This window comes from Pseudomonas sp. B21-028 (assembly GCF_024749045.1).
Classification (GTDB): Bacteria; Pseudomonadota; Gammaproteobacteria; order Pseudomonadales; family Pseudomonadaceae; genus Aquipseudomonas.
This window is the reverse complement of sequence record NZ_CP087184.1, coordinates 269784-286718: the sequence shown is the minus strand read 5'-3', so window position 1 is coordinate 286718 and position 16935 is coordinate 269784. Positions and strand designations below refer to the sequence as shown.

Genomic DNA, 16935 nt, shown 5'->3' with positions numbered 1-16935 from the left:
ACGCATCGTTCAGGTCGAAAGTTCGCGTAGTCCTTCGGAAGAGGATTGCAGCTAGATCAGATGTGGGAGCGAGCCTGCTCGCGATGGCGGCGGGTCAGGCGATGATATGTCGGCAGATGAAGCCTCATCGCGAGCAGGCTCGCTCCCACGATCGTCAGCCCGAAATAAGCGCTAACGTGCCCCGGCAAATACCTCCGCCACCCAATCCACAAACACCCGCACCCGCGGCGAAAGGTGGCGGTTGTGCGGGTAGAGCACCGATATCGGCATGGGCGGCGGAGGGGTGTCGATGAGAACTTCCTGGACCAGGCCCTGCTGGATCTGCGTTTCCATCCGATAGTGCGGGCACTGGATCAGGCCCAGGCCGGCGATGGCCGAGGCGGCGTAGATTTCGGCACCGAACACCGAGAGCGCCCCCTCGATAGCCACTTCCTTGAGTTCGCCTTCGACCATGAATTCGAATGGATACTGTTTGGCGGTGGTGCGCGACACGTAGTTCACCGCCCGGTGCCGGCTCAGGTCGTCGAGGTTCTTCGGTTCGCCGTACTGGCGCAAATAGGCGGGGCTGGCGCAGGTGATCTGGCGCAGGCTGGCGACACGCCGGCCGATCAACGACGAGTCCCCCAGCGTGCCGGCCCGCAGCACGCAATCGATCCCTTCGCTGATCAGGTCGACAAAGCGATCAGCCTCGCTGATGGACAACTCGATATCCGGGTAGCGGGCCATGAATTGCGGCAGCGCCGGAATCACGAAATGCCGGGCCAGGGTCCCGTGCAAGTCCACCCGCAGTTGCCCTTTGGGCGCTACGCTGCGAAACGCCAGCTCGGCCTCTTCAAGCTCCGCCAGCAATTGCACACAACGCGGGTAATAGGCCTCGCCGTCCAGCGTCGGCCGCACCTTGCGGGTACTGCGCTCCAGCAGGCGTACACCCAGCCAGGCTTCGAACTGATTGAGGGTATGAGTCAGCGTGGCACGGGGCAAATTCAGATCATCGGCGGCCAGGGTAAAACTGTTGCGCTCGTAGATGCGCACGAACACCTTCATCGCCTTGACTTGATCCATGGAATGGCATGCCCTGATTGTTGGTGATTATTGAACAGTCAAGCCAACTCTCGGGCATTTATCGCGCCAGGTAAACATGTGAATCTGGCCTCATCCCACTCAACGAAGGAAACCGCCATGTCGACTCAAACCGCCAAAGTAGCCATTGTCACCGGAGCCTCTCGTGGTATCGGCGCTGAAATCGCCAAACAGTTGGCCCATGACGGCTTCTCTGTCGCCATCAACTACGCCAACAGTGCTAGCGAAGCCTCGAAGCTGGTGGTGCAGCTGCGCCAGGCCGGTCACCGGGCCATCGCGATCAAGGCCGATGTGTCCTCTGCCGCCGATGTCCGCCGGATGTTCGATGAAACAGAAGCACAACTGGGCAAGATCGACGTATTGATCAACAACGCCGGCGTCCTGCAGGTGATGCCCCTGGCGCAACACAGCGACGAACTGTTCGACCAGACCTTCGCGATCAACACCCGGGGCACGTTCAACACCTTGCGCGAAGCCGCGACCCGCCTGAACGATGGCGGCCGCATCGTGAACTTTTCCAGCAGCACCGTTGGCCTGAACCTGCCTGGCTATTCGGTGTACATCGCCAGCAAGGCGGCGGTGGAATCGCTGACCCAGGTATTCGCCAAGGAGCTGCGCGGTCGTCAGATCACGGTCAATGCCATCGCTCCCGGCCCGGTGGCGACGGAACTGTTCATGCACGGCAAAAGCGAAGAGCAGATCCAGCAGTACGCCAAGATGCCGCCCCTGGAGCGCCTCGGCCAGCCGGAGGACATCGCCAGCATCCTGTCCTTCCTGGTGAGCCCCGCCGCCGGTTGGGTGAATGGCCAGATCCTCCGGGCCAACGGCGGGCTTGTCTGAGACGCCCCAGGTCAGCGCACCAGATGCAGGAACTGCATGTGCCGTTCGTACTGATCGAGGATGTCGTTGATGACCTGCTCCTTGGTATAGCCCACCAGGTCGTAGTCCTGGCTGCCCTCGCTCAAATGTACCTCGGCACGGTAGTAACGACGGTTGTTGATTTGCTTGGAGCCCATGCCGCCCCGGGCGAAGGATGGCGTGAAGTAGCCGCGCATCTGCACCTGGTAGATGAACGGGTGCTGCTCGCCATGGCCGATTTCCAGGCTGACGCTGTCGTTGGCCGGGTCTGGCTGGGTCATCACCGTCAACCCCTTCTCGGCGAACACCGCTTTCACTTCCTCGACGGCCGGACGCACTGTGGTGTCGAGGAAGCGATAGACCTCGTCCCGGGACGGGAAATGCACCGCCTGGCTCAAGCGCTGGCGCCAGCCGCCTTTGCCCCGCCGCGAGGCCGACACCGGTGCCAGGGAATGCAATTGCGCGATCTGTTTCTGGGACTCGAGGTGAAACGCCTTGTGCAGGCCCCACATCATCAACAAGAGAATCAGCGAGAACGGCAGTGAAGTCAGCACAACCGCCGATTTCAACGCATCGATGCTGCCGGAGAACAGCAGCGCGCTGGTCACCAGGGCGGTCATCGCCCCCCAGAACACCCGCAGCCATTTCGGCCCGTCTTCATCGGGATTGCCGCCCTTGGCCGAGAGCGTTGAAAGCACCACGGTGCCGGAGTCGGCCGAGGTGACGAAGAACACGAAGCTGATGAACACCGTGACCGCGATGACCGTCTTGCTCCACGGGTAGGTTTCCAGCAGCAGATAAAGACTCATCGACGGATTGTCCAGGGCTGACATGCCCAGGGCGCTCATGCCGTGGTTGAGCACCTGGTCGATGGCGCTGTTGCCGAAGATCGACATCCACGCGAGGGTGAAACCCAAGGGAATCAGCAACACGCCAAACACGAACTCACGGATGGTACGGCCACGGGAAATCCGTGCGATGAACAGCCCCACGAACGGCGACCAGGCGATCCACCAGGCCCAATAGAACACCGTCCAGCCCCCCAGCCAGTCGCTGGGTTTGTCGTAGGCATACAGATCGAAACTCTTCATCGGCAGGGCGCCGAGGTAATCGCCCACGTTCTGGATCAGGGTGTTGAGCAAATGCTGGGTGGGCCCGGCGAACAACACGAACAGCAGCAGCGCGCAGGCCAGCAGCATGTTGATGTCGGACATGACCCGTACGCCTTTATCGACGCCGGCCACCGCCACGATGATCGCCGCCCCCATCATCAGCACGATCAGGCCGATCTGAATCCATTGGGTATGAGGGATGCCCAACAGGTAATCGAGACCGGAATTGAGGTGCAGGACCCCAAACCCCATGTCGGCGCCGAGGCCGAACACGGTCGCGATGATGCCGAAACCGTCGACGGCATAACCGATGGGGCCATTGATACGTTTGCCGATCAGCGGATACAACGCCGAACGCAGCGCCAGTGGCAGGTTATGCCGATAGGCAAAGTACGCCAGGGCCATGCCGACGAACGCAAACACGCCCCAGCCGTGCAGGCCCCAATGCAGAAACAGTATCTGCATCGCTTGACGCGCCGCATCGGCGGTGCCGGCCTCGCCCTGGGGCGGCTGCGCCAGATGGGTCAGCGGTTCGGAGACGCAAAAGAAGAACAGCGTGATGCTGATCCCGGCGGCGAACAACATGCCGGCCCAGGACAGGTAACTGAATTCGGGCTCGTCGTGGTCGGCACCGAGCTTGATCTTGCCGTAGCCGGACAAGGCGGTGACCACCACGAAGACCAGATACAGGGCCATCGCCAGCAGGTAATACCAGCCGACCGTGTTGGCCGCCCAGTTCTGTGCCGCCAGCAGCCAGGCGCCGGCTTGCTCGGGCATGGCAATCACCACCAGGCCGAACAGCAGGATAACGGTCGCCGCGAAGTAGAAAACCGGCGGGTTCATGCGGACCAGGCCGCTGGGTGGAAGGGAGGAGGCACTCATGAGTGAAGCACCCCGATATGGGAAACCGTGACAGTCGATAACGGACTCGGCAAAGGCAAGCCTCCTGTTGTGAGCGGGCAGCAAACCAATGGTTTAACTTGAATGAGCGTTCAATTTAAACATGAATAGGCAGCTAAGGACTAATCGCCAAGCTCGGCGGTACATGTCCCACATAGATGACGCCGCTTCGCCTGCATTCGTTCAGTGGGGCACCATAGGCTCCAAATAAACAAATACCCTGTGGGAGCGAGCCTGCTCGCGATAGCGGTCTGTCAGACACATTGCATGTAGCAGGTACACCGCTATCGCGAGCAGGCTCGCTCCCACAAGGGGCTCCGTCCCGGACTCGGATCTGGTCCCGGGGTTGCCCGTGAATATCGTCGTGCCTATAGTCCAGACATTGCCTACAACCAGTACGGACTCATGATCAAACAACAGCTGTCCCGCTTTAACCGCCTCGACCTGCTCGGCCATCCGACACCGCTGGAAAAACTCGAACGCCTCTCCACCTGGCTCGGTCGCGACCTTTACATCAAGCGCGACGACCTGACGCCCCTGGCCCTGGGTGGCAACAAGCTGCGCAAGCTCGAATACCTCGCCGCCGACGCCTTGGCCCAAGGAGCCGACACGCTGATTACCGCCGGCGCGATCCAGTCCAACCATGTGCGCCAGACCGCTGCACTGGCCGCGAGGCTGGGCCTGGGTTGCGTGGCATTGCTGGAGAACCCCATCGGCACCGATGACGCCAACTATCTGGGCAATGGCAACCAATTACTGCTGGAGCTGTTCGACGCCAAGGTTGAACTGGTCGAAAACCTGGATAACGCCGACGAGCAACTGCAGGCCCTGGCTGCGCGGCTGCGCAACAACGGCAAAAAGCCGTACCTGGTGCCGATCGGTGGCTCAAACGCCTTGGGCGCATTGGGGTACGTGCGCGCCGGCCTGGAGCTGGCCGAGCAGATCAAGGACACCGGCCTGGATTTCGCCGCCGTGGTGCTGGCCTCGGGCAGCGCCGGCACCCACAGCGGCCTGGCCCTGGCCTTGAGTGAAACCCTGCCGCAACTTCCAGTGATTGGCGTAACGGTTTCGCGCAGCGAGGAAGACCAGTTTCCGAAGGTCCAGGGGCTTGCCGAGCGTGTCGCCCAATTGCTTGAAGTGGCGCTTCCGGAGGCCTTCAAGGTGAACCTGTGGGATGAGTATTTCGCCCCGCGCTACGGCGAGCCGAACGCCGGTACCCTGGCAGCGGTCAAGTTGCTGGCCAGTCTTGAAGGCCTGTTGCTGGATCCGGTCTACACCGGCAAGGCCATGGCCGGCCTGCTCGATGGCATCGGCCGCGACCGTTTTGACGAGGGTCCGCTCATCTTCCTGCACACCGGCGGGGCTCCGGCGCTGTTTGCCTACGACACCGCGTTCTGAAAGAGTGAGAGCATCCTCTGTGGGAGCGAGCCTGCTCGCTCCCACAGAGAACAACTCCATTTCGGAATATATGGATGATCTAATATTTTTTTCCAATCTATCAAAGCCGCCCTATAGTCGTGCACGCTGACCTATTTGCCACGCGACGCACACGGCGCTTTAAGGCAGGATGTGGCAGTCTTCCAGATCACGGCTACACCTTCTAATCCAACACCTCTTCATAAGAAAACACAGGGGCTTGTCATGAATTTTTCTGCATTACGTCGCAACCTGTTGATCGGTTCGCTGGGCCTGGCATTGAGCGCCGGCCTGCTGGGGCAAGCAGTTGCTGGTGAGCAGTTGCAAAAAATCAAGGATGCGGGCGTGATCAACGTCGGCCTGGAAGGCACTTATCCACCGTTCAGCTTCGTCGATGCCGACGGCAAGCTCGCCGGTTTCGAAGTGGAGTTTTCCGAAGCCCTGGCCAAGGAGCTGGGCGTGAAGGTGAAACTGCAAGCCACTAAATGGGATGGCATCCTGGCTGCGCTGGAATCCAAGCGCCTGGACGCCGTGATCAACCAGGTCACCATTTCCGAAGAGCGCAAGAAAAAGTACGACTTCTCCGAGCCCTACACCGTCTCCGGTATCCAGGCGCTGGTTCTGAAGAAGAACGAAGAAAAACTCAACATCAAGGCCGCCGACGACCTGGCTGGCAAGAAAGTCGGCGTAGGCCTGGGCACCAACTACGAACAGTGGCTCAAGGACAACGTGCCCAAGGCGGACATCCGTACCTACGAGGATGATCCGACCAAGTATCAGGACCTGCGTATCGGTCGTATCGACGCGATCCTGGTGGACCGCCTCGCTGCCTTCGAACTGGCGAAAAAAGCCCCGGACACCGCGGTTGCCGGCGACGCCTTCTCCCGTCAGGAAGCCGGTGTGACCCTGCGTAAAGGCGAACCCGAGTTGTTGGCGGCGGTAAACAAAGCCATCGATAAGCTGCGCGCCGACGGCACCTTGAAGAAGTTGTCCGAGAAATACTTCAACGCTGACGTCACTCAATAATGGAAGCAAAGCTCCAACTCGTCCTCAGTTCCACGCCCTTTTTGCTTCAGGGCGTGTACTTCACGGTCGTCCTGAGCCTGGGCGGCATGTTCTTCGGCTTCCTGCTCGGGTTTGGCCTGGCCTTGATGCGCCTGTCGCGCTTCAAACTGGTGAACTGGTTCGCCCGGGTCTACGTCTCGTTCTTCCGCGGCACGCCGTTGCTGGTCCAATTGTTCATGATGTACTACGGCCTGCCACAGGTGGGCATCGAACTGGACCCGATACCCGCAGCGCTGATCGGCCTCTCGTTGAACATGGCGGCCTACATCTGTGAAACCCTGCGGGCCGCCATCAGCTCCATCGAGCGCGGCCAATGGGAGGCGGCTGCCAGCATCGGCATGACCCGCGTGCAGACATTGCGCCGGGCCATTCTGCCGCAAGCCATGCGCACGGCCCTGCCACCCTTGGGGAACAGCTTCACGTCGCTGGTCAAGGACACCTCGCTGGCAGCCACCATTCAGGTGCCGGAACTGCTCCGCCAGGCGCAGTTGGTTTCCGCGCGGACCTTTGAAATTTTCGCCATGTACCTGTCCGCCGCGTTGATCTACTGGATCCTCGTGAGCGCCCTGGCCCATGTGCAAAACCGTCTGGAAGCGCGGGTCAACCGGCATGAGCAGGAGTCTTGAAGCATGATCGTGGTTGAAAAGCTGACCAAACAATTCAAGGGTCAGACGGTGCTCAACGGTATCGACCTGCAGGTCGAGGAAGGCGAAGTCGTTGCCATCATCGGTCCCAGCGGTTCGGGCAAGACCACCTTCCTGCGCTGCCTGAACTTCCTCGAAGAACCCAGCAGCGGCCGGATCAAGGTCGGCGACATCGAAATCGACGGCAGCCGCCCGCTGAACCAGCAACAGGGCCTGGTGCGTCGTCTGCGCCAGCAGGTGGGTTTTGTGTTCCAGAACTTCAATCTGTTTCCCCATCGCACGGCCTTGGAGAATGTCATCGAGGGTCCGCTGGTGGTGAAGAAGACCCCACGTGCCGATGCCGAGACCCTGGGCCGCAAGCTGTTGGCCAAGGTCGGCCTGGCCGGCAAGGAGGACGCCTATCCACGGCGCCTCTCCGGCGGCCAGCAACAACGGGTGGCGATTGCCCGGGCATTGGCGATGGAACCGCAGGTGATCCTGTTCGACGAACCGACCTCTGCGCTGGACCCGGAACTGGTCGGAGAAGTCCTGGCGACCATTCGCGGCCTGGCCGAAGAAAAACGCACCATGGTCATCGTGACCCATGAAATGAGCTTTGCCCGTGACGTGGCGAACCGCGTGGTGTTTTTCGACAAGGGCGTGATCGTCGAACAAGGTGAAGCCAAGGCAATGTTCGCCGCGCCCCGGGAAGAACGCACCCGGCAGTTTCTCAGCAAGTTTCTCTCCGCCGGTCACGGTGTGCAGTAACTTATCGATAACGGCTTACTTCCAGGGATGGAAGGGGCTGGCGACTTGAGAACAAACTCGCAACTTGAAATCCGCCGAGCATCTTCAATTATTTGACGTGCGGCATATACATACCTCTCGCAACACTTTCCTTCGCGCCAAGCTTCCTGCCAGCTCACGCCCCGCAAACCTTCGACCAGGCTTTACAGCTGAGGTAAAAGGCATTTTGCGCCGTGTATTTTTAACATCATCACGTAGGACATTTCTGAAGAGCTACAGAGTCCGCTAATAAGCAAACACCTCTATTGACACTGAAACTATCGAACCCGTATCTAGTTGACCGATAGGCGACGCACATTACTTTAGTTGTACGCAGCGAATAACCATAGAAACAGATTCAAAGCCTGCACATTAAAATAACGTGTATATCGACACCTTTGCTCTTTCCGAAACGGACTTCGTTTTTCAGCATCAAGGAGAACACCATGACATGTACGTCAACTCTTCCAGAACTCGCCGCCCCTGCCCTGGCCAATGCCTGCCGTAGCGGTATCAACATCACCGGTGCCGCCCGCCTGGAAGTGCTCATCGCTCCTTATCCCGGCATGGATGCCGGCGACCTGATCGAACTGTTCTGGGACAACTGCTACGTCGGCTCGCGACTGCTGACCGAGGCGGACATGCAAGCCAGTGTCACGCTACGTGTGCCGGAGAGTTTCATCATCAACGGCACCTCGCGCATCCATTACCGTGTGATGCGGGTCGGGCGCGGGCCGGTGCTGTCGGCAACCCATTGGGTGCAGGTCAAACTCGACTGCCCCGGCGGCCAACCGGCGGCCCTGAGTGGCGATGAAAACCAGGGGCTGGCACCGGTGCGTATTCCGGACGCCATCCGTCGCCAAGGGGTGAACCCGAGCCAGATCAAACGCGGCGTCCCGTTGACCATCGAGCCCTACCTGAACATGGCCGTCGACGATGCGATCACCTTGCGCTGGGGCGATGTGCGGATGGACCTGCCCCGGATCAAATCCGGCGAAGTGGGCCAGCCGATCAATGTCTGGGTTCCTCCGGAGATCATTCTGGAGGCAGGAGAAGATCTGCGCCTGGAGGTGACCTACTGCATCCTTGATCGAGTGGGCAACAACTCCCACTGGGCGCCACCCCGGACGCTGATGATCGGCTGCGCCAGGTCCTATTTGAAAACGCCAACGAAAGCCCCCCTCCTGACCGCCGAACCGCGGTGTAAAAACCCTTGATACAAAAGCCGCTCATGAGGGACTCGTCTGCGGCGAGGGACCGGGAGTTGAGCAAGGGTCAGTACCCCGCGGACCTCGCGGCATTACCGGTGACCGGTTGGCGCGAGGTTTGAACAGGCGTTGAGTCGATGCAGGTAGCGATGGGGTATAGTCGGCCTTCGCTCCCCACTCAAGCCTCGCCATGAAACACTCCCCCGACGACCTTCACGCCATCACCACCACGACCCTGGGCCATTACGACTCGGTCGCCGAAAGCTTTCGCGAAGGCACTCGCGATCACGACGTCAGCCAGAACATCGACGCGCTGTTGCGGCATATCCACGGCCATGCACCCTTCCACATTCTCGATTTCGGCTGCGGCCCGGGGCGGGACCTGCGGACATTCACCCGCATGGGACACGTTGCGGTGGGCCTCGACGGCTCGCAGGAATTCGCCCGAATGGCTCGCCAGGACAGCGGCTGCGAAGTGTGGCAACAGGATTTCCTGCAACTGGACCTGCCAAGCGAACGCTTCGACGGGATCTTCGCCAACGCGGTGCTGTTTCATGTCCCCGTCCAGGAACTGCCCCGGGTGCTCAAGCAGCTGCATGCCACCCTCAAACCCGGCGGCGTGCTGTTCAGCTCCAATCCCCGGGGCGAGAACCAGGAAGGCTGGAATGGCCAGCGCTTCGGCGCCTACCACGATCTTGAGGCCTGGCGCACGCTGCTCATCGCAGCCGGTTTTGTCGAGCTGGAGCACTACTACCGGCCGACGGGGCTACCCCGGGAGCAGCAGCCATGGTTGGCGAGTGTCTGGCGCAAGTCTTGAGGCCCACCCCTCGCCACAAGAAACAGCACGCAACTTCGGTATCAATTGCCCTTCATTGCTGCTTAACCAACCACTTCTGCGACAACTGCTCCAACCTCCCGTCATCCTTGATACGCGCCAGGGCGTTGTCCACGCTGGCCTTGAACGCCGGGTTGCCTTTCTGGAACGGAATCACCAGGCTCGGCGCCGGGCCCCTCTTTTCTTCCGGCTGGAAGGACTGCGCCATCATGAGCGGACGTGGTGTGTCGTCCTTGTTCGCCAGCAGTTGCGCATCCGGACGGCTGTAAGCGGCACTGGTGTCGAAACGTTCCGCCAGTTCCGGGGTCATTGCTATGTGGTTAATGGCGACGTCGTACTTGCCGCTCTCCACGCCGCTCAGCAGATCCGCGGCATCGGTGACCACAAAGTCGGCGCGTACATCGAGTTCCTTGGCCAGCATCTGGCCCAGTTCCACTTCGAAACCGGTGAGCTTGCCGTCTTCCTTGAAGTTGAAGGGAGCGGCATTGGCTTCGAGGGCGATGCGCAGTTCGCCACGGTCGTTGATGTCGTCGATCAGCTCGGCATGGGCCAAGGGGCTCAGAAGGGGTAGCAGGCAGATCAGGCCAGGCAGGAAACGCATGGTCACTCCTTTGTATGGGTACAAGCGACGCTCGTTTCAGGCTCGCTTTGCTATGGTTGTTGCAGGCTTCGACAACGATTGGTCATGAAGTTGTCACGACCAGCAGGATTTCACGGAAAAACTGGAGAAAAAAATGAAAAGCTTTATGTCACGCGCAGTTTTAGCAGGGCTGTTGCTGGGAACCTCGATGCTGGCGACAGCAACCCCCGCGCCTAAAGACGCGAAGGTATTTTTCGTGTCCCCGGCGGATGGCGCCACCGTTTCCCAGGAATTCAAGGTCAAGTTCGGCGTCGAGGGCATTGCGCTGGCGCCGGCGGGTGATACGACCAAGAACACCGGACATCATCACCTGCTGATCGACGTCGACAAACTGCCTGCCGCCGGCGCGGTGATTCCAGCCGACGCCAACCACATGCACTTCGGCAAGGCGCAGACCGAAGCCACCATCAAACTGGCACCGGGCAAGCATACCTTGCAGCTGGAACTGGGCGACTTCAGCCATGTACCGTTCGACCCGCCGATTGTCTCCGAAAAGATCACCGTAAACGTGAAATAAACGTGATCGACTGACAGTACATAACCTCCCACAGGTTTATGTCAGGCCATAAAAAAACGGGAGTCCATATGGACTCCCGTTTTTTTTATTGCATGCCGCTTGAAGCTAACCGCTCGCCGCTGCTCTTCAGAACAACACGCGGGACCGGATGGTGCCCTTGATGTGCTGCAGCTTCTCTTGCGCCAGGTCCGAGTATTCGGCGTCGACATCGATCACGACGTAGCCGACTTTGTCGTTGGTCTGCAGGAACTGACCGGAAATGTTGATGCCGTTTTCCGCGAAGACCTTGTTGATCTCGCTCATCACACCCGGGATGTTTTCGTGGATGTGCAGCAAGCGGTGCTTGCCAGGGTGCGCCGGCAGCGCCACTTCCGGGAAGTTCACGGACGATACCGAGGTACCGTTGTCGCTGTACTTGACCAGCTTTTCCGCCACTTCCAGGCCGATGTTGGCCTGGGCTTCAGCGGTGGAACCGCCGATGTGCGGGGTCAGGATCACGTTGTCCAGGCCACGCAGCGGGCTTTCGAAGATATCGTCGTTGGAGCGCGGCTCCACCGGGAACACGTCGATGGCAGCGCCGATCAGGTGTTTGTCCTTGATCGCGTCGGCCAGGGCGTCGAGCTTGACCACAGTACCGCGGGCGGCGTTGATCAGGATCCCGCCTTTCTTGATGGCGCGGATTTCCTTCTCGCCGATCATCCACTGGGTCGCCGCGGTTTCCGGCACGTGCAGGGTCACGATATCGGACATGCCCAGCAGCTCATGCAGATCGTTGACCTGGGTAGCATTGCCCAAGGGCAGTTTGGTCACGGTGTCGTAGAAGAACACCTGCATCCCTAAGCCTTCGGCCAGGACCGACAACTGGGTGCCGATCGAGCCATAGCCGACGATACCCAGTTTCTTGCCGCGGATTTCGAAGGAGTTGGCCGCGCTCTTGATCCAGCCGCCACGGTGGCAGGAAGCGTTTTTCTCGGGGATGCCGCGCAGCAGCAGGATCGCTTCGGCCAGCACCAGCTCGGCAACGGAACGGGTGTTGGAGTACGGCGCGTTGAACACCGCGATGCCGCGCTCGCGAGCCGCGTCGAGGTTAACCTGGTTGGTGCCGATGCAGAAGCAGCCGACCGCCACCAGTTTCTTGGCGTGGTCAAAGATCTCTTCGGTCAATTGAGTGCGGGAGCGAATGCCGATGAAATGAGCATCGGCGATCTTTTCCTTGAGCTGGGCTTCCGGCAGAGAACTGGTGATGTACTCGATACTGGTATAGCCCGCCGACTTGAGGATGTCGACAGCCGATTGGTGGACGCCTTCGAGGAGAAGGAACCTGATCTTGCTCTTATCGAGAGAAGTCTTGCTCATCTGCGTAAACCTGTGTCCCGGAAAAAATGGCAGGGAATCGGACAGCGCACGCTGGCCCGATCGGCGTGATGGCCGTCGCCGCAGAACGACCTTCGGCACTGTCCTGCGGGGGCGGTATGCTAGCATATGCGACCTGCAAACACTCATTCTGCGACATGAAGCGTTCTCAGGGTGACCATGAATTGTTCGAGAGTTTTGCCGATGACCAATCCTGCCCTGATAGAAGAACTCAAGTCCCTGGTCGAGTCTGGCAAGGTCCTGACCGATGCCGACTCCCTGCAAGCCTATGGCAAGGATTGGACCCGGCACTTCGCCCCGGCGCCGAGTGCCATCGTTTTTCCCAAGACCATCGAACAGGTCCAGGCCATCGTACGCTGGGCCAATGCACACAAGGTTGCCCTGGTGCCATCGGGCGGGCGCACCGGGCTTTCCGCCGCAGCCGTGGCGGCCAACGGCGAAGTGGTCGTGTCATTCGACTACATGAACCAGATTCTCGAGGTGAACCTCACCGACCGCACCGCCGTCTGCCAGCCGGGCGTGATCACCGAGCAATTGCAGAACAAGGCTGAAGAGCATGGGCTGTATTACCCGGTGGACTTCGCTTCGGCCGGTTCCAGCCAGATAGGCGGCAATATCGGCACCAACGCCGGCGGGATCAAGGTGATTCGCTATGGCATGACCCGCAACTGGGTAGCCGGGATGAAAGTCGTCACCGGTAAGGGCGATCTGCTGGAACTGAACAAGGACCTGATCAAGAATGCCACCGGCTATGACCTGCGGCAGCTGTTCATCGGCGCCGAAGGCACCCTCGGTTTCGTGGTCGAGGCCACCATGCGCCTGGATCGGGCGCCGAAGAACCTCACCGCGATGGTGCTCGGCACGCCGGACTTCGACTCGATCATGCCGGTGCTCCACGCCTTCCAGGGCAAGCTCGACCTGACGGCCTTCGAGTTTTTCTCCGACAAGGCCCTGGCCAGGATCATGGGCCGTGGCGACGTACCGGCACCGTTCGAAACCGACTGCCCGTTCTACGCCCTGCTGGAGTTCGAAGCCACTACCGAAGACGTTGCCAATCACGCCCTGGAAACTTTCGAACACTGCATGGAGCAAGGCTGGGTGCTGGATGGCGTGATGAGCCAGAGCGAAACCCAACTGCGGAATCTGTGGAAACTGCGTGAGTACATCTCGGAAACGATCTCCCACTGGACGCCGTACAAGAACGACATCTCGGTAACCGTCTCGAAAGTCCCGGATTTTCTCAAGGAAATAGACGCGATCGTCGGCAAACATTACCCGGATTTCGAAGTCGTCTGGTACGGCCACATCGGCGATGGCAACCTGCACCTGAATATCCTCAAGCCGGACAACCTGGGCAAGGACGAATTCTTCGCCAAATGTGCGACAGTGAACAAATGGGTTTTCGAAATCGTCGAGAAGTACAACGGCTCGATTTCGGCGGAACACGGCGTGGGCATGACCAAGCGCGACTACCTGACTTATAGTCGCTCGCCGGTGGAAATCGAATACATGAAAGCCATCAAGGCTGCATTCGACCCGAACGGCATCATGAACCCGGGCAAGATTTTCGCGGTGTGATGCAAAGCACCTGATGAGTTTCAGATAACAGGAGTCGGTAATGAGCTATCAGCACCAGTATGTCGACGGTACCCGCATCCACTTTCCGGTTGGAAAAGTGGTGTGCATTGGCCGTAATTACGCCGAGCATGCAAAGGAACTGGATAACCCGGTGCCCACCGAACCCTTGCTGTTCATCAAGCCCGGCAGTTGCGTGGTACCGCTGGAAGACAGCTTCAGCATTCCCGTCGAGCGGGGCGCGGTGCATTACGAAGCGGAAATTGCCGTGCTGATCGGCAAGCCGCTGTCGACCCGGCCAAGCGTCGAAGAAGTCCTCGATGCCATCTCCGGATTTGCCCCGGCCCTGGACCTGACCCTTCGGGACAAGCAGGCCGAACTCAAGGCCAAGGGCCTGCCGTGGGAAGTTGCCAAGTCATTCGACGGCGCGGCGGTGATCGCACCCTTCGTATCGAACGCCACCTTTGCCGATCTGGCTGACATTCCCGTTCGCCTGACCATCAACGGTGAAGTGCGCCAGGACGGCAACAGCAGCCTGATGCTCAATCCCATCGTGCCGATGATCCAGTACATGGCCGGCTGCTTCTCGCTGCAGGCCGGCGACGTGATCCTCACTGGCACCCCGGCGGGCGTCGGGCCGCTGAATGTGGGGGATGAGCTGGTGCTGGAACTGCCGGGGGCAAGCCGTTTCGAAAGCAGCGTTTGCTGACAACAGCGCCATATCCTTCCTGTGGGAGCGAGCCTGCTCGCGATTGCGGTCTGCCTGCAATATTGATGCTGCCTGACACACCGCTATCGCGAGCAGGCTCGCTCCCACAAGGTTTTGAAGGTATCCGTCCGACGATTTACCGTTTTTTTCACATGCCATCCGGATAATTCCGAAGAATGCGGCATCTGAGCCAGCCATTCCCCAGCCCGAATTCCTGGAACGCAATCACCGATGGCCAAGACCCAAGTACTGCCCCACGCCAAACCCGCCCACCGCTCCCGCTTTGCCCTGCCCTGGTATGTCTGGTCGCTGCTGGCAGTGGCCACCGCCTATGGGTTGGCGTTTGCGATGCACTGGGATGACCGCGGCCGGCTCTGGGTTGCGGAGCACTTTCAAAGCCCCGCTCAGCGCCAGGAAAGCGTCTGGCTGCCGGACTACACAGCCGTGATCGATGCCAAGCCGCTCCCGGGCATGGAGAAGGATGAAGCGTCCGATGTGACCTACAACCCACAGACCAAGACCCTGTTTGCCGTCATGGGCAAGCATCCGTTCCTGGCGGAGTTGAGTTTGCAGGGGGACGTGTTGCGCAAGATGCCTTTAGTGGGCTGGAGCAATCCTGAAGGGGTGTCTTTCATGGAGAACGGACTGCTGGCCATTACCGATGAGCGAAGCCACACACTGTCGATCGTCCACGTCGATGCCGATACGCACGAACTGAAAAAGAACGATTTCCCTCTCTACGATCTTGGCCCTTCAAAGAACCAGAACAAGGGGTTCGAAGCGGTTGCCTGGGACCCGCGCAACCAGCAACTGGTGCTGGGCGAGGAACGTCCGCCAGCGCTGTTCACCTGGAAAAGCGATGGCAGCCTGTTGCTCAAGGGTGACAAACAGATCCATGTCAGCAATGAACTGGACCTGCGCAACCTCTCGGCCCTGGCGATAGATCCTCGAACCGGTCACATGCTGGTGCTTTCGGCCGATTCACATCTTTTGCTGGAACTTGATGAAAAAGGCCAGCAGGTCAGTTTCATGACCTTGCTGGGCGGCTTCAACGGGTTGCAGGACACCATCCCTCGCGCCGAAGGTGTCACCATGGATGAAGCCGGCAATGTGTACATGGTCAGCGAGCCGAACCTGTTCTATCGTTTCGAGAAACAACGCTGATAGCGCAACTCTGTAAGGCAATTCCTCCTTCGCTGTAGGGTGTGGCACACAGCCATTAAGCTTCAGTTCAGGCAGTCGTGGTATTTCTAACCACCTGTTCTTACCCGAGCCCACCCCATGCGTCGACTTGCCCGCCCCAAACCCTTGATCCTGATGTTGCTGGCCATCGCCTTGATCGTCCTGATCGCGGCGGGTCAGTACCTGCGCCTGTTCGAACGGGCCTGGTTCAACCTCGGTACTCTCTGGCAACCTGTCAACGAGCAGGCCATCGCCCTGGACCAGTACCGGGTCACGACGGAGGCCCTGGTGATCGAAGGTCTCGACGACGTGTCGGCACTGACGTTCGATCCAGTACGCAAGAGCCTGTTCACTGTCACCAACAAGAATGCCGAACTGATCGAACTGTCACTGGACGGTAAAATCCTGCGCCGCGTGGCACTGGTCGGCTTCGGTGATCCGGAAGCGGTGGAGTTCATCAGCGAAGACATCTACGTCATCAGTGACGAGCGCCAGCAGCGGCTGATCAAGATTCACCTGGAAGAAGACACCCGTTTTCTCGACGCGGCCGACGCCGAACAAATGATCCTCGGCATGCACATGAGCAAGAACAAGGGATTCGAAGGACTGGCCTACGACTCAGTGGGCAAGCGGCTGTTCGTAGCGAAGGAACGCGACCCGATGCTGATTTATGAAGTGCTGGGCTTTCCCCATCACAATTCGGAAAAGTCTTACGCAGTCCACGTCATCAACAACCCCAAGCGCGATGCCGGACTGTTCGTGCGGGACCTGTCGAGCCTGCAATACGATGAGCGCAGCGGCCATCTACTGGCATTGTCCGATGAGTCACGGTTGATCATCGAGCTGGATATCGACGGGAAGCCCCTGAGCACCCTGTCGCTGAGCAAAGGTCGCCAGGGATTGCAAAAAGATGTCCCCCAGGCGGAAGGTATCGCCATGGACGATGACGGCATCCTGTATCTGGTGAGCGAGCCGAATCTGTTCTACGTGTTCAAGAAACCACAGCCCTGAACCTGGCCTGCCATGAATCCATGTGGGAGCGAGCCTGCTCGCGA

General features: G+C 59.6%; 16 protein-coding genes. 12 read left to right on the top strand and 4 right to left on the bottom strand.

Features of this window, described 5'->3' with window-relative positions; genetic code table 11:
* Nucleotides 1-171 precede the first annotated feature (171 nt).
* Nucleotides 172-1062, bottom strand: a complete 891-nt coding sequence (locus tag LOY35_RS01265) for a LysR family transcriptional regulator (protein ID WP_258629847.1) — start codon at nucleotides 1060-1062, stop codon at nucleotides 172-174.
* 117 nt (nucleotides 1063-1179) lie between these two features.
* Between LOY35_RS01265 and LOY35_RS01260 the strand changes: the two genes are divergently transcribed.
* Nucleotides 1180-1920, top strand: coding sequence for an SDR family oxidoreductase (locus tag LOY35_RS01260; RefSeq protein WP_258629844.1), 741 nt, complete (start codon nucleotides 1180-1182; stop codon nucleotides 1918-1920).
* Nucleotides 1921-1931: 11 nt separating this feature from the next.
* Here LOY35_RS01260 and betT read toward each other — a convergent pair whose 3' ends face one another.
* Entirely contained in the window at nucleotides 1932-3893 is a 1962-nt protein-coding gene (gene betT / locus LOY35_RS01255) for a choline transporter BetT (RefSeq protein ID WP_258633440.1), read from the bottom strand.
* 462 nt (nucleotides 3894-4355) lie between these two features.
* Here betT and LOY35_RS01250 point away from each other — a divergent pair, with 462 nt between their 5' ends.
* The 6 genes from LOY35_RS01250 (at nucleotide 4356) to LOY35_RS01225 (ending at nucleotide 9865) form a co-directional block, all read left to right on the top strand.
* Entirely contained in the window at nucleotides 4356-5348 is a 993-nt protein-coding gene (locus LOY35_RS01250) for a D-cysteine desulfhydrase (protein WP_258629843.1), read from the top strand.
* Between the two features lie 243 nt (nucleotides 5349-5591).
* Nucleotides 5592-6392, top strand: coding sequence for a cystine ABC transporter substrate-binding protein (gene tcyJ, locus LOY35_RS01245; protein WP_258629841.1), 801 nt, complete (start codon nucleotides 5592-5594; stop codon nucleotides 6390-6392).
* A complete protein-coding gene (gene tcyL / locus LOY35_RS01240; RefSeq protein ID WP_258629840.1) occupies nucleotides 6392-7057 on the top strand; it encodes a cystine ABC transporter permease in 666 nt (221 codons plus the stop codon). Before tcyJ ends, tcyL begins: the two co-directional genes overlap by 1 nt.
* A gap of 3 nt (nucleotides 7058-7060) precedes the next feature.
* On the top strand, nucleotides 7061-7822 hold the full coding sequence (gene tcyN, locus LOY35_RS01235; RefSeq protein WP_258629837.1) for an L-cystine ABC transporter ATP-binding protein TcyN: 762 nt from the start codon (nucleotides 7061-7063) through the stop codon (nucleotides 7820-7822).
* Nucleotides 7823-8286: 464 nt separating this feature from the next.
* The gene (locus LOY35_RS01230) at nucleotides 8287-9057 is read left to right on the top strand and encodes a hypothetical protein (RefSeq protein ID WP_258629834.1); all 771 of its coding nucleotides are present in this window, start codon (nucleotides 8287-8289) and stop codon (nucleotides 9055-9057) included.
* A 181-nt stretch (nucleotides 9058-9238) separates the two neighbouring features.
* Complete coding sequence (locus tag LOY35_RS01225; protein WP_258629833.1) at nucleotides 9239-9865, top strand: bifunctional 2-polyprenyl-6-hydroxyphenol methylase/3-demethylubiquinol 3-O-methyltransferase UbiG; 627 nt, start codon at nucleotides 9239-9241, stop codon at nucleotides 9863-9865.
* 52 nt (nucleotides 9866-9917) lie between these two features.
* Here LOY35_RS01225 and LOY35_RS01220 read toward each other — a convergent pair whose 3' ends face one another.
* A complete protein-coding gene (locus LOY35_RS01220) occupies nucleotides 9918-10484 on the bottom strand; it encodes a transporter substrate-binding domain-containing protein (RefSeq protein WP_258629832.1) in 567 nt (188 codons plus the stop codon).
* 133 nt (nucleotides 10485-10617) lie between these two features.
* Between LOY35_RS01220 and LOY35_RS01215 the strand changes: the two genes are divergently transcribed.
* Nucleotides 10618-11040 carry a DUF4399 domain-containing protein gene (locus LOY35_RS01215; protein WP_258629830.1) on the top strand — a complete coding sequence of 141 codons (423 nt, stop codon included), beginning with the start codon at nucleotides 10618-10620 and terminating at the stop codon, nucleotides 11038-11040.
* Nucleotides 11041-11166: 126 nt separating this feature from the next.
* Here the strand turns inward: LOY35_RS01215 and serA are convergent, their stop codons facing one another.
* Nucleotides 11167-12396 carry a phosphoglycerate dehydrogenase gene (gene serA / locus LOY35_RS01210; protein WP_258629828.1) on the bottom strand — a complete coding sequence of 410 codons (1230 nt, stop codon included), beginning with the start codon at nucleotides 12394-12396 and terminating at the stop codon, nucleotides 11167-11169.
* A gap of 201 nt (nucleotides 12397-12597) precedes the next feature.
* Between serA and LOY35_RS01205 the strand changes: the two genes are divergently transcribed.
* From LOY35_RS01205 to LOY35_RS01190, 4 genes are all read left to right on the top strand, one after another.
* On the top strand, nucleotides 12598-13992 hold the full coding sequence (locus tag LOY35_RS01205) for an FAD-binding oxidoreductase (protein ID WP_258629827.1): 1395 nt from the start codon (nucleotides 12598-12600) through the stop codon (nucleotides 13990-13992).
* A gap of 40 nt (nucleotides 13993-14032) precedes the next feature.
* Nucleotides 14033-14698: a fumarylacetoacetate hydrolase family protein gene (locus LOY35_RS01200; RefSeq protein ID WP_258629825.1), complete on the top strand. Its 666-nt coding sequence runs from the start codon at nucleotides 14033-14035 to the stop codon at nucleotides 14696-14698.
* A gap of 231 nt (nucleotides 14699-14929) precedes the next feature.
* Entirely contained in the window at nucleotides 14930-15862 is a 933-nt protein-coding gene (locus LOY35_RS01195) for an SdiA-regulated domain-containing protein (protein WP_258629824.1), read from the top strand.
* Between the two features lie 117 nt (nucleotides 15863-15979).
* On the top strand, nucleotides 15980-16891 hold the full coding sequence (locus tag LOY35_RS01190; RefSeq protein ID WP_258629822.1) for an SdiA-regulated domain-containing protein: 912 nt from the start codon (nucleotides 15980-15982) through the stop codon (nucleotides 16889-16891).
* The last annotated feature ends 44 nt before the right edge of the window (nucleotides 16892-16935 follow it).

What these genes read in the sequence shown, in the direction of transcription:
- LOY35_RS01265 (WP_258629847.1), bottom strand. Translation starts at nt 1,062, where the DNA reads ATGGATCAAGTCAAGGCGATGAAGGTGTTCGTGCGCATCTACGAGCGC.
- LOY35_RS01260 (WP_258629844.1), top strand. Translation starts at nt 1,180, where the DNA reads ATGTCGACTCAAACCGCCAAAGTAGCCATTGTCACCGGAGCCTCTCGT.
- LOY35_RS01220 (WP_258629832.1), bottom strand. Translation starts at nt 10,484, where the DNA reads ATGCGTTTCCTGCCTGGCCTGATCTGCCTGCTACCCCTTCTGAGCCCC.
- LOY35_RS01250 (WP_258629843.1), top strand. Translation starts at nt 4,356, where the DNA reads ATGATCAAACAACAGCTGTCCCGCTTTAACCGCCTCGACCTGCTCGGC.
- betT (WP_258633440.1), bottom strand. Translation starts at nt 3,893, where the DNA reads ATGAACCCGCCGGTTTTCTACTTCGCGGCGACCGTTATCCTGCTGTTC.
- LOY35_RS01215 (WP_258629830.1), top strand. Translation starts at nt 10,618, where the DNA reads ATGAAAAGCTTTATGTCACGCGCAGTTTTAGCAGGGCTGTTGCTGGGA.
- LOY35_RS01195 (WP_258629824.1), top strand. Translation starts at nt 14,930, where the DNA reads ATGGCCAAGACCCAAGTACTGCCCCACGCCAAACCCGCCCACCGCTCC.
- tcyN (WP_258629837.1), top strand. Translation starts at nt 7,061, where the DNA reads ATGATCGTGGTTGAAAAGCTGACCAAACAATTCAAGGGTCAGACGGTG.
- tcyJ (WP_258629841.1), top strand. Translation starts at nt 5,592, where the DNA reads ATGAATTTTTCTGCATTACGTCGCAACCTGTTGATCGGTTCGCTGGGC.
- LOY35_RS01200 (WP_258629825.1), top strand. Translation starts at nt 14,033, where the DNA reads ATGAGCTATCAGCACCAGTATGTCGACGGTACCCGCATCCACTTTCCG.
- LOY35_RS01230 (WP_258629834.1), top strand. Translation starts at nt 8,287, where the DNA reads ATGACATGTACGTCAACTCTTCCAGAACTCGCCGCCCCTGCCCTGGCC.
- LOY35_RS01205 (WP_258629827.1), top strand. Translation starts at nt 12,598, where the DNA reads ATGACCAATCCTGCCCTGATAGAAGAACTCAAGTCCCTGGTCGAGTCT.
- tcyL (WP_258629840.1), top strand. Translation starts at nt 6,392, where the DNA reads ATGGAAGCAAAGCTCCAACTCGTCCTCAGTTCCACGCCCTTTTTGCTT.
- LOY35_RS01190 (WP_258629822.1), top strand. Translation starts at nt 15,980, where the DNA reads ATGCGTCGACTTGCCCGCCCCAAACCCTTGATCCTGATGTTGCTGGCC.
- LOY35_RS01225 (WP_258629833.1), top strand. Translation starts at nt 9,239, where the DNA reads ATGAAACACTCCCCCGACGACCTTCACGCCATCACCACCACGACCCTG.
- serA (WP_258629828.1), bottom strand. Translation starts at nt 12,396, where the DNA reads ATGAGCAAGACTTCTCTCGATAAGAGCAAGATCAGGTTCCTTCTCCTC.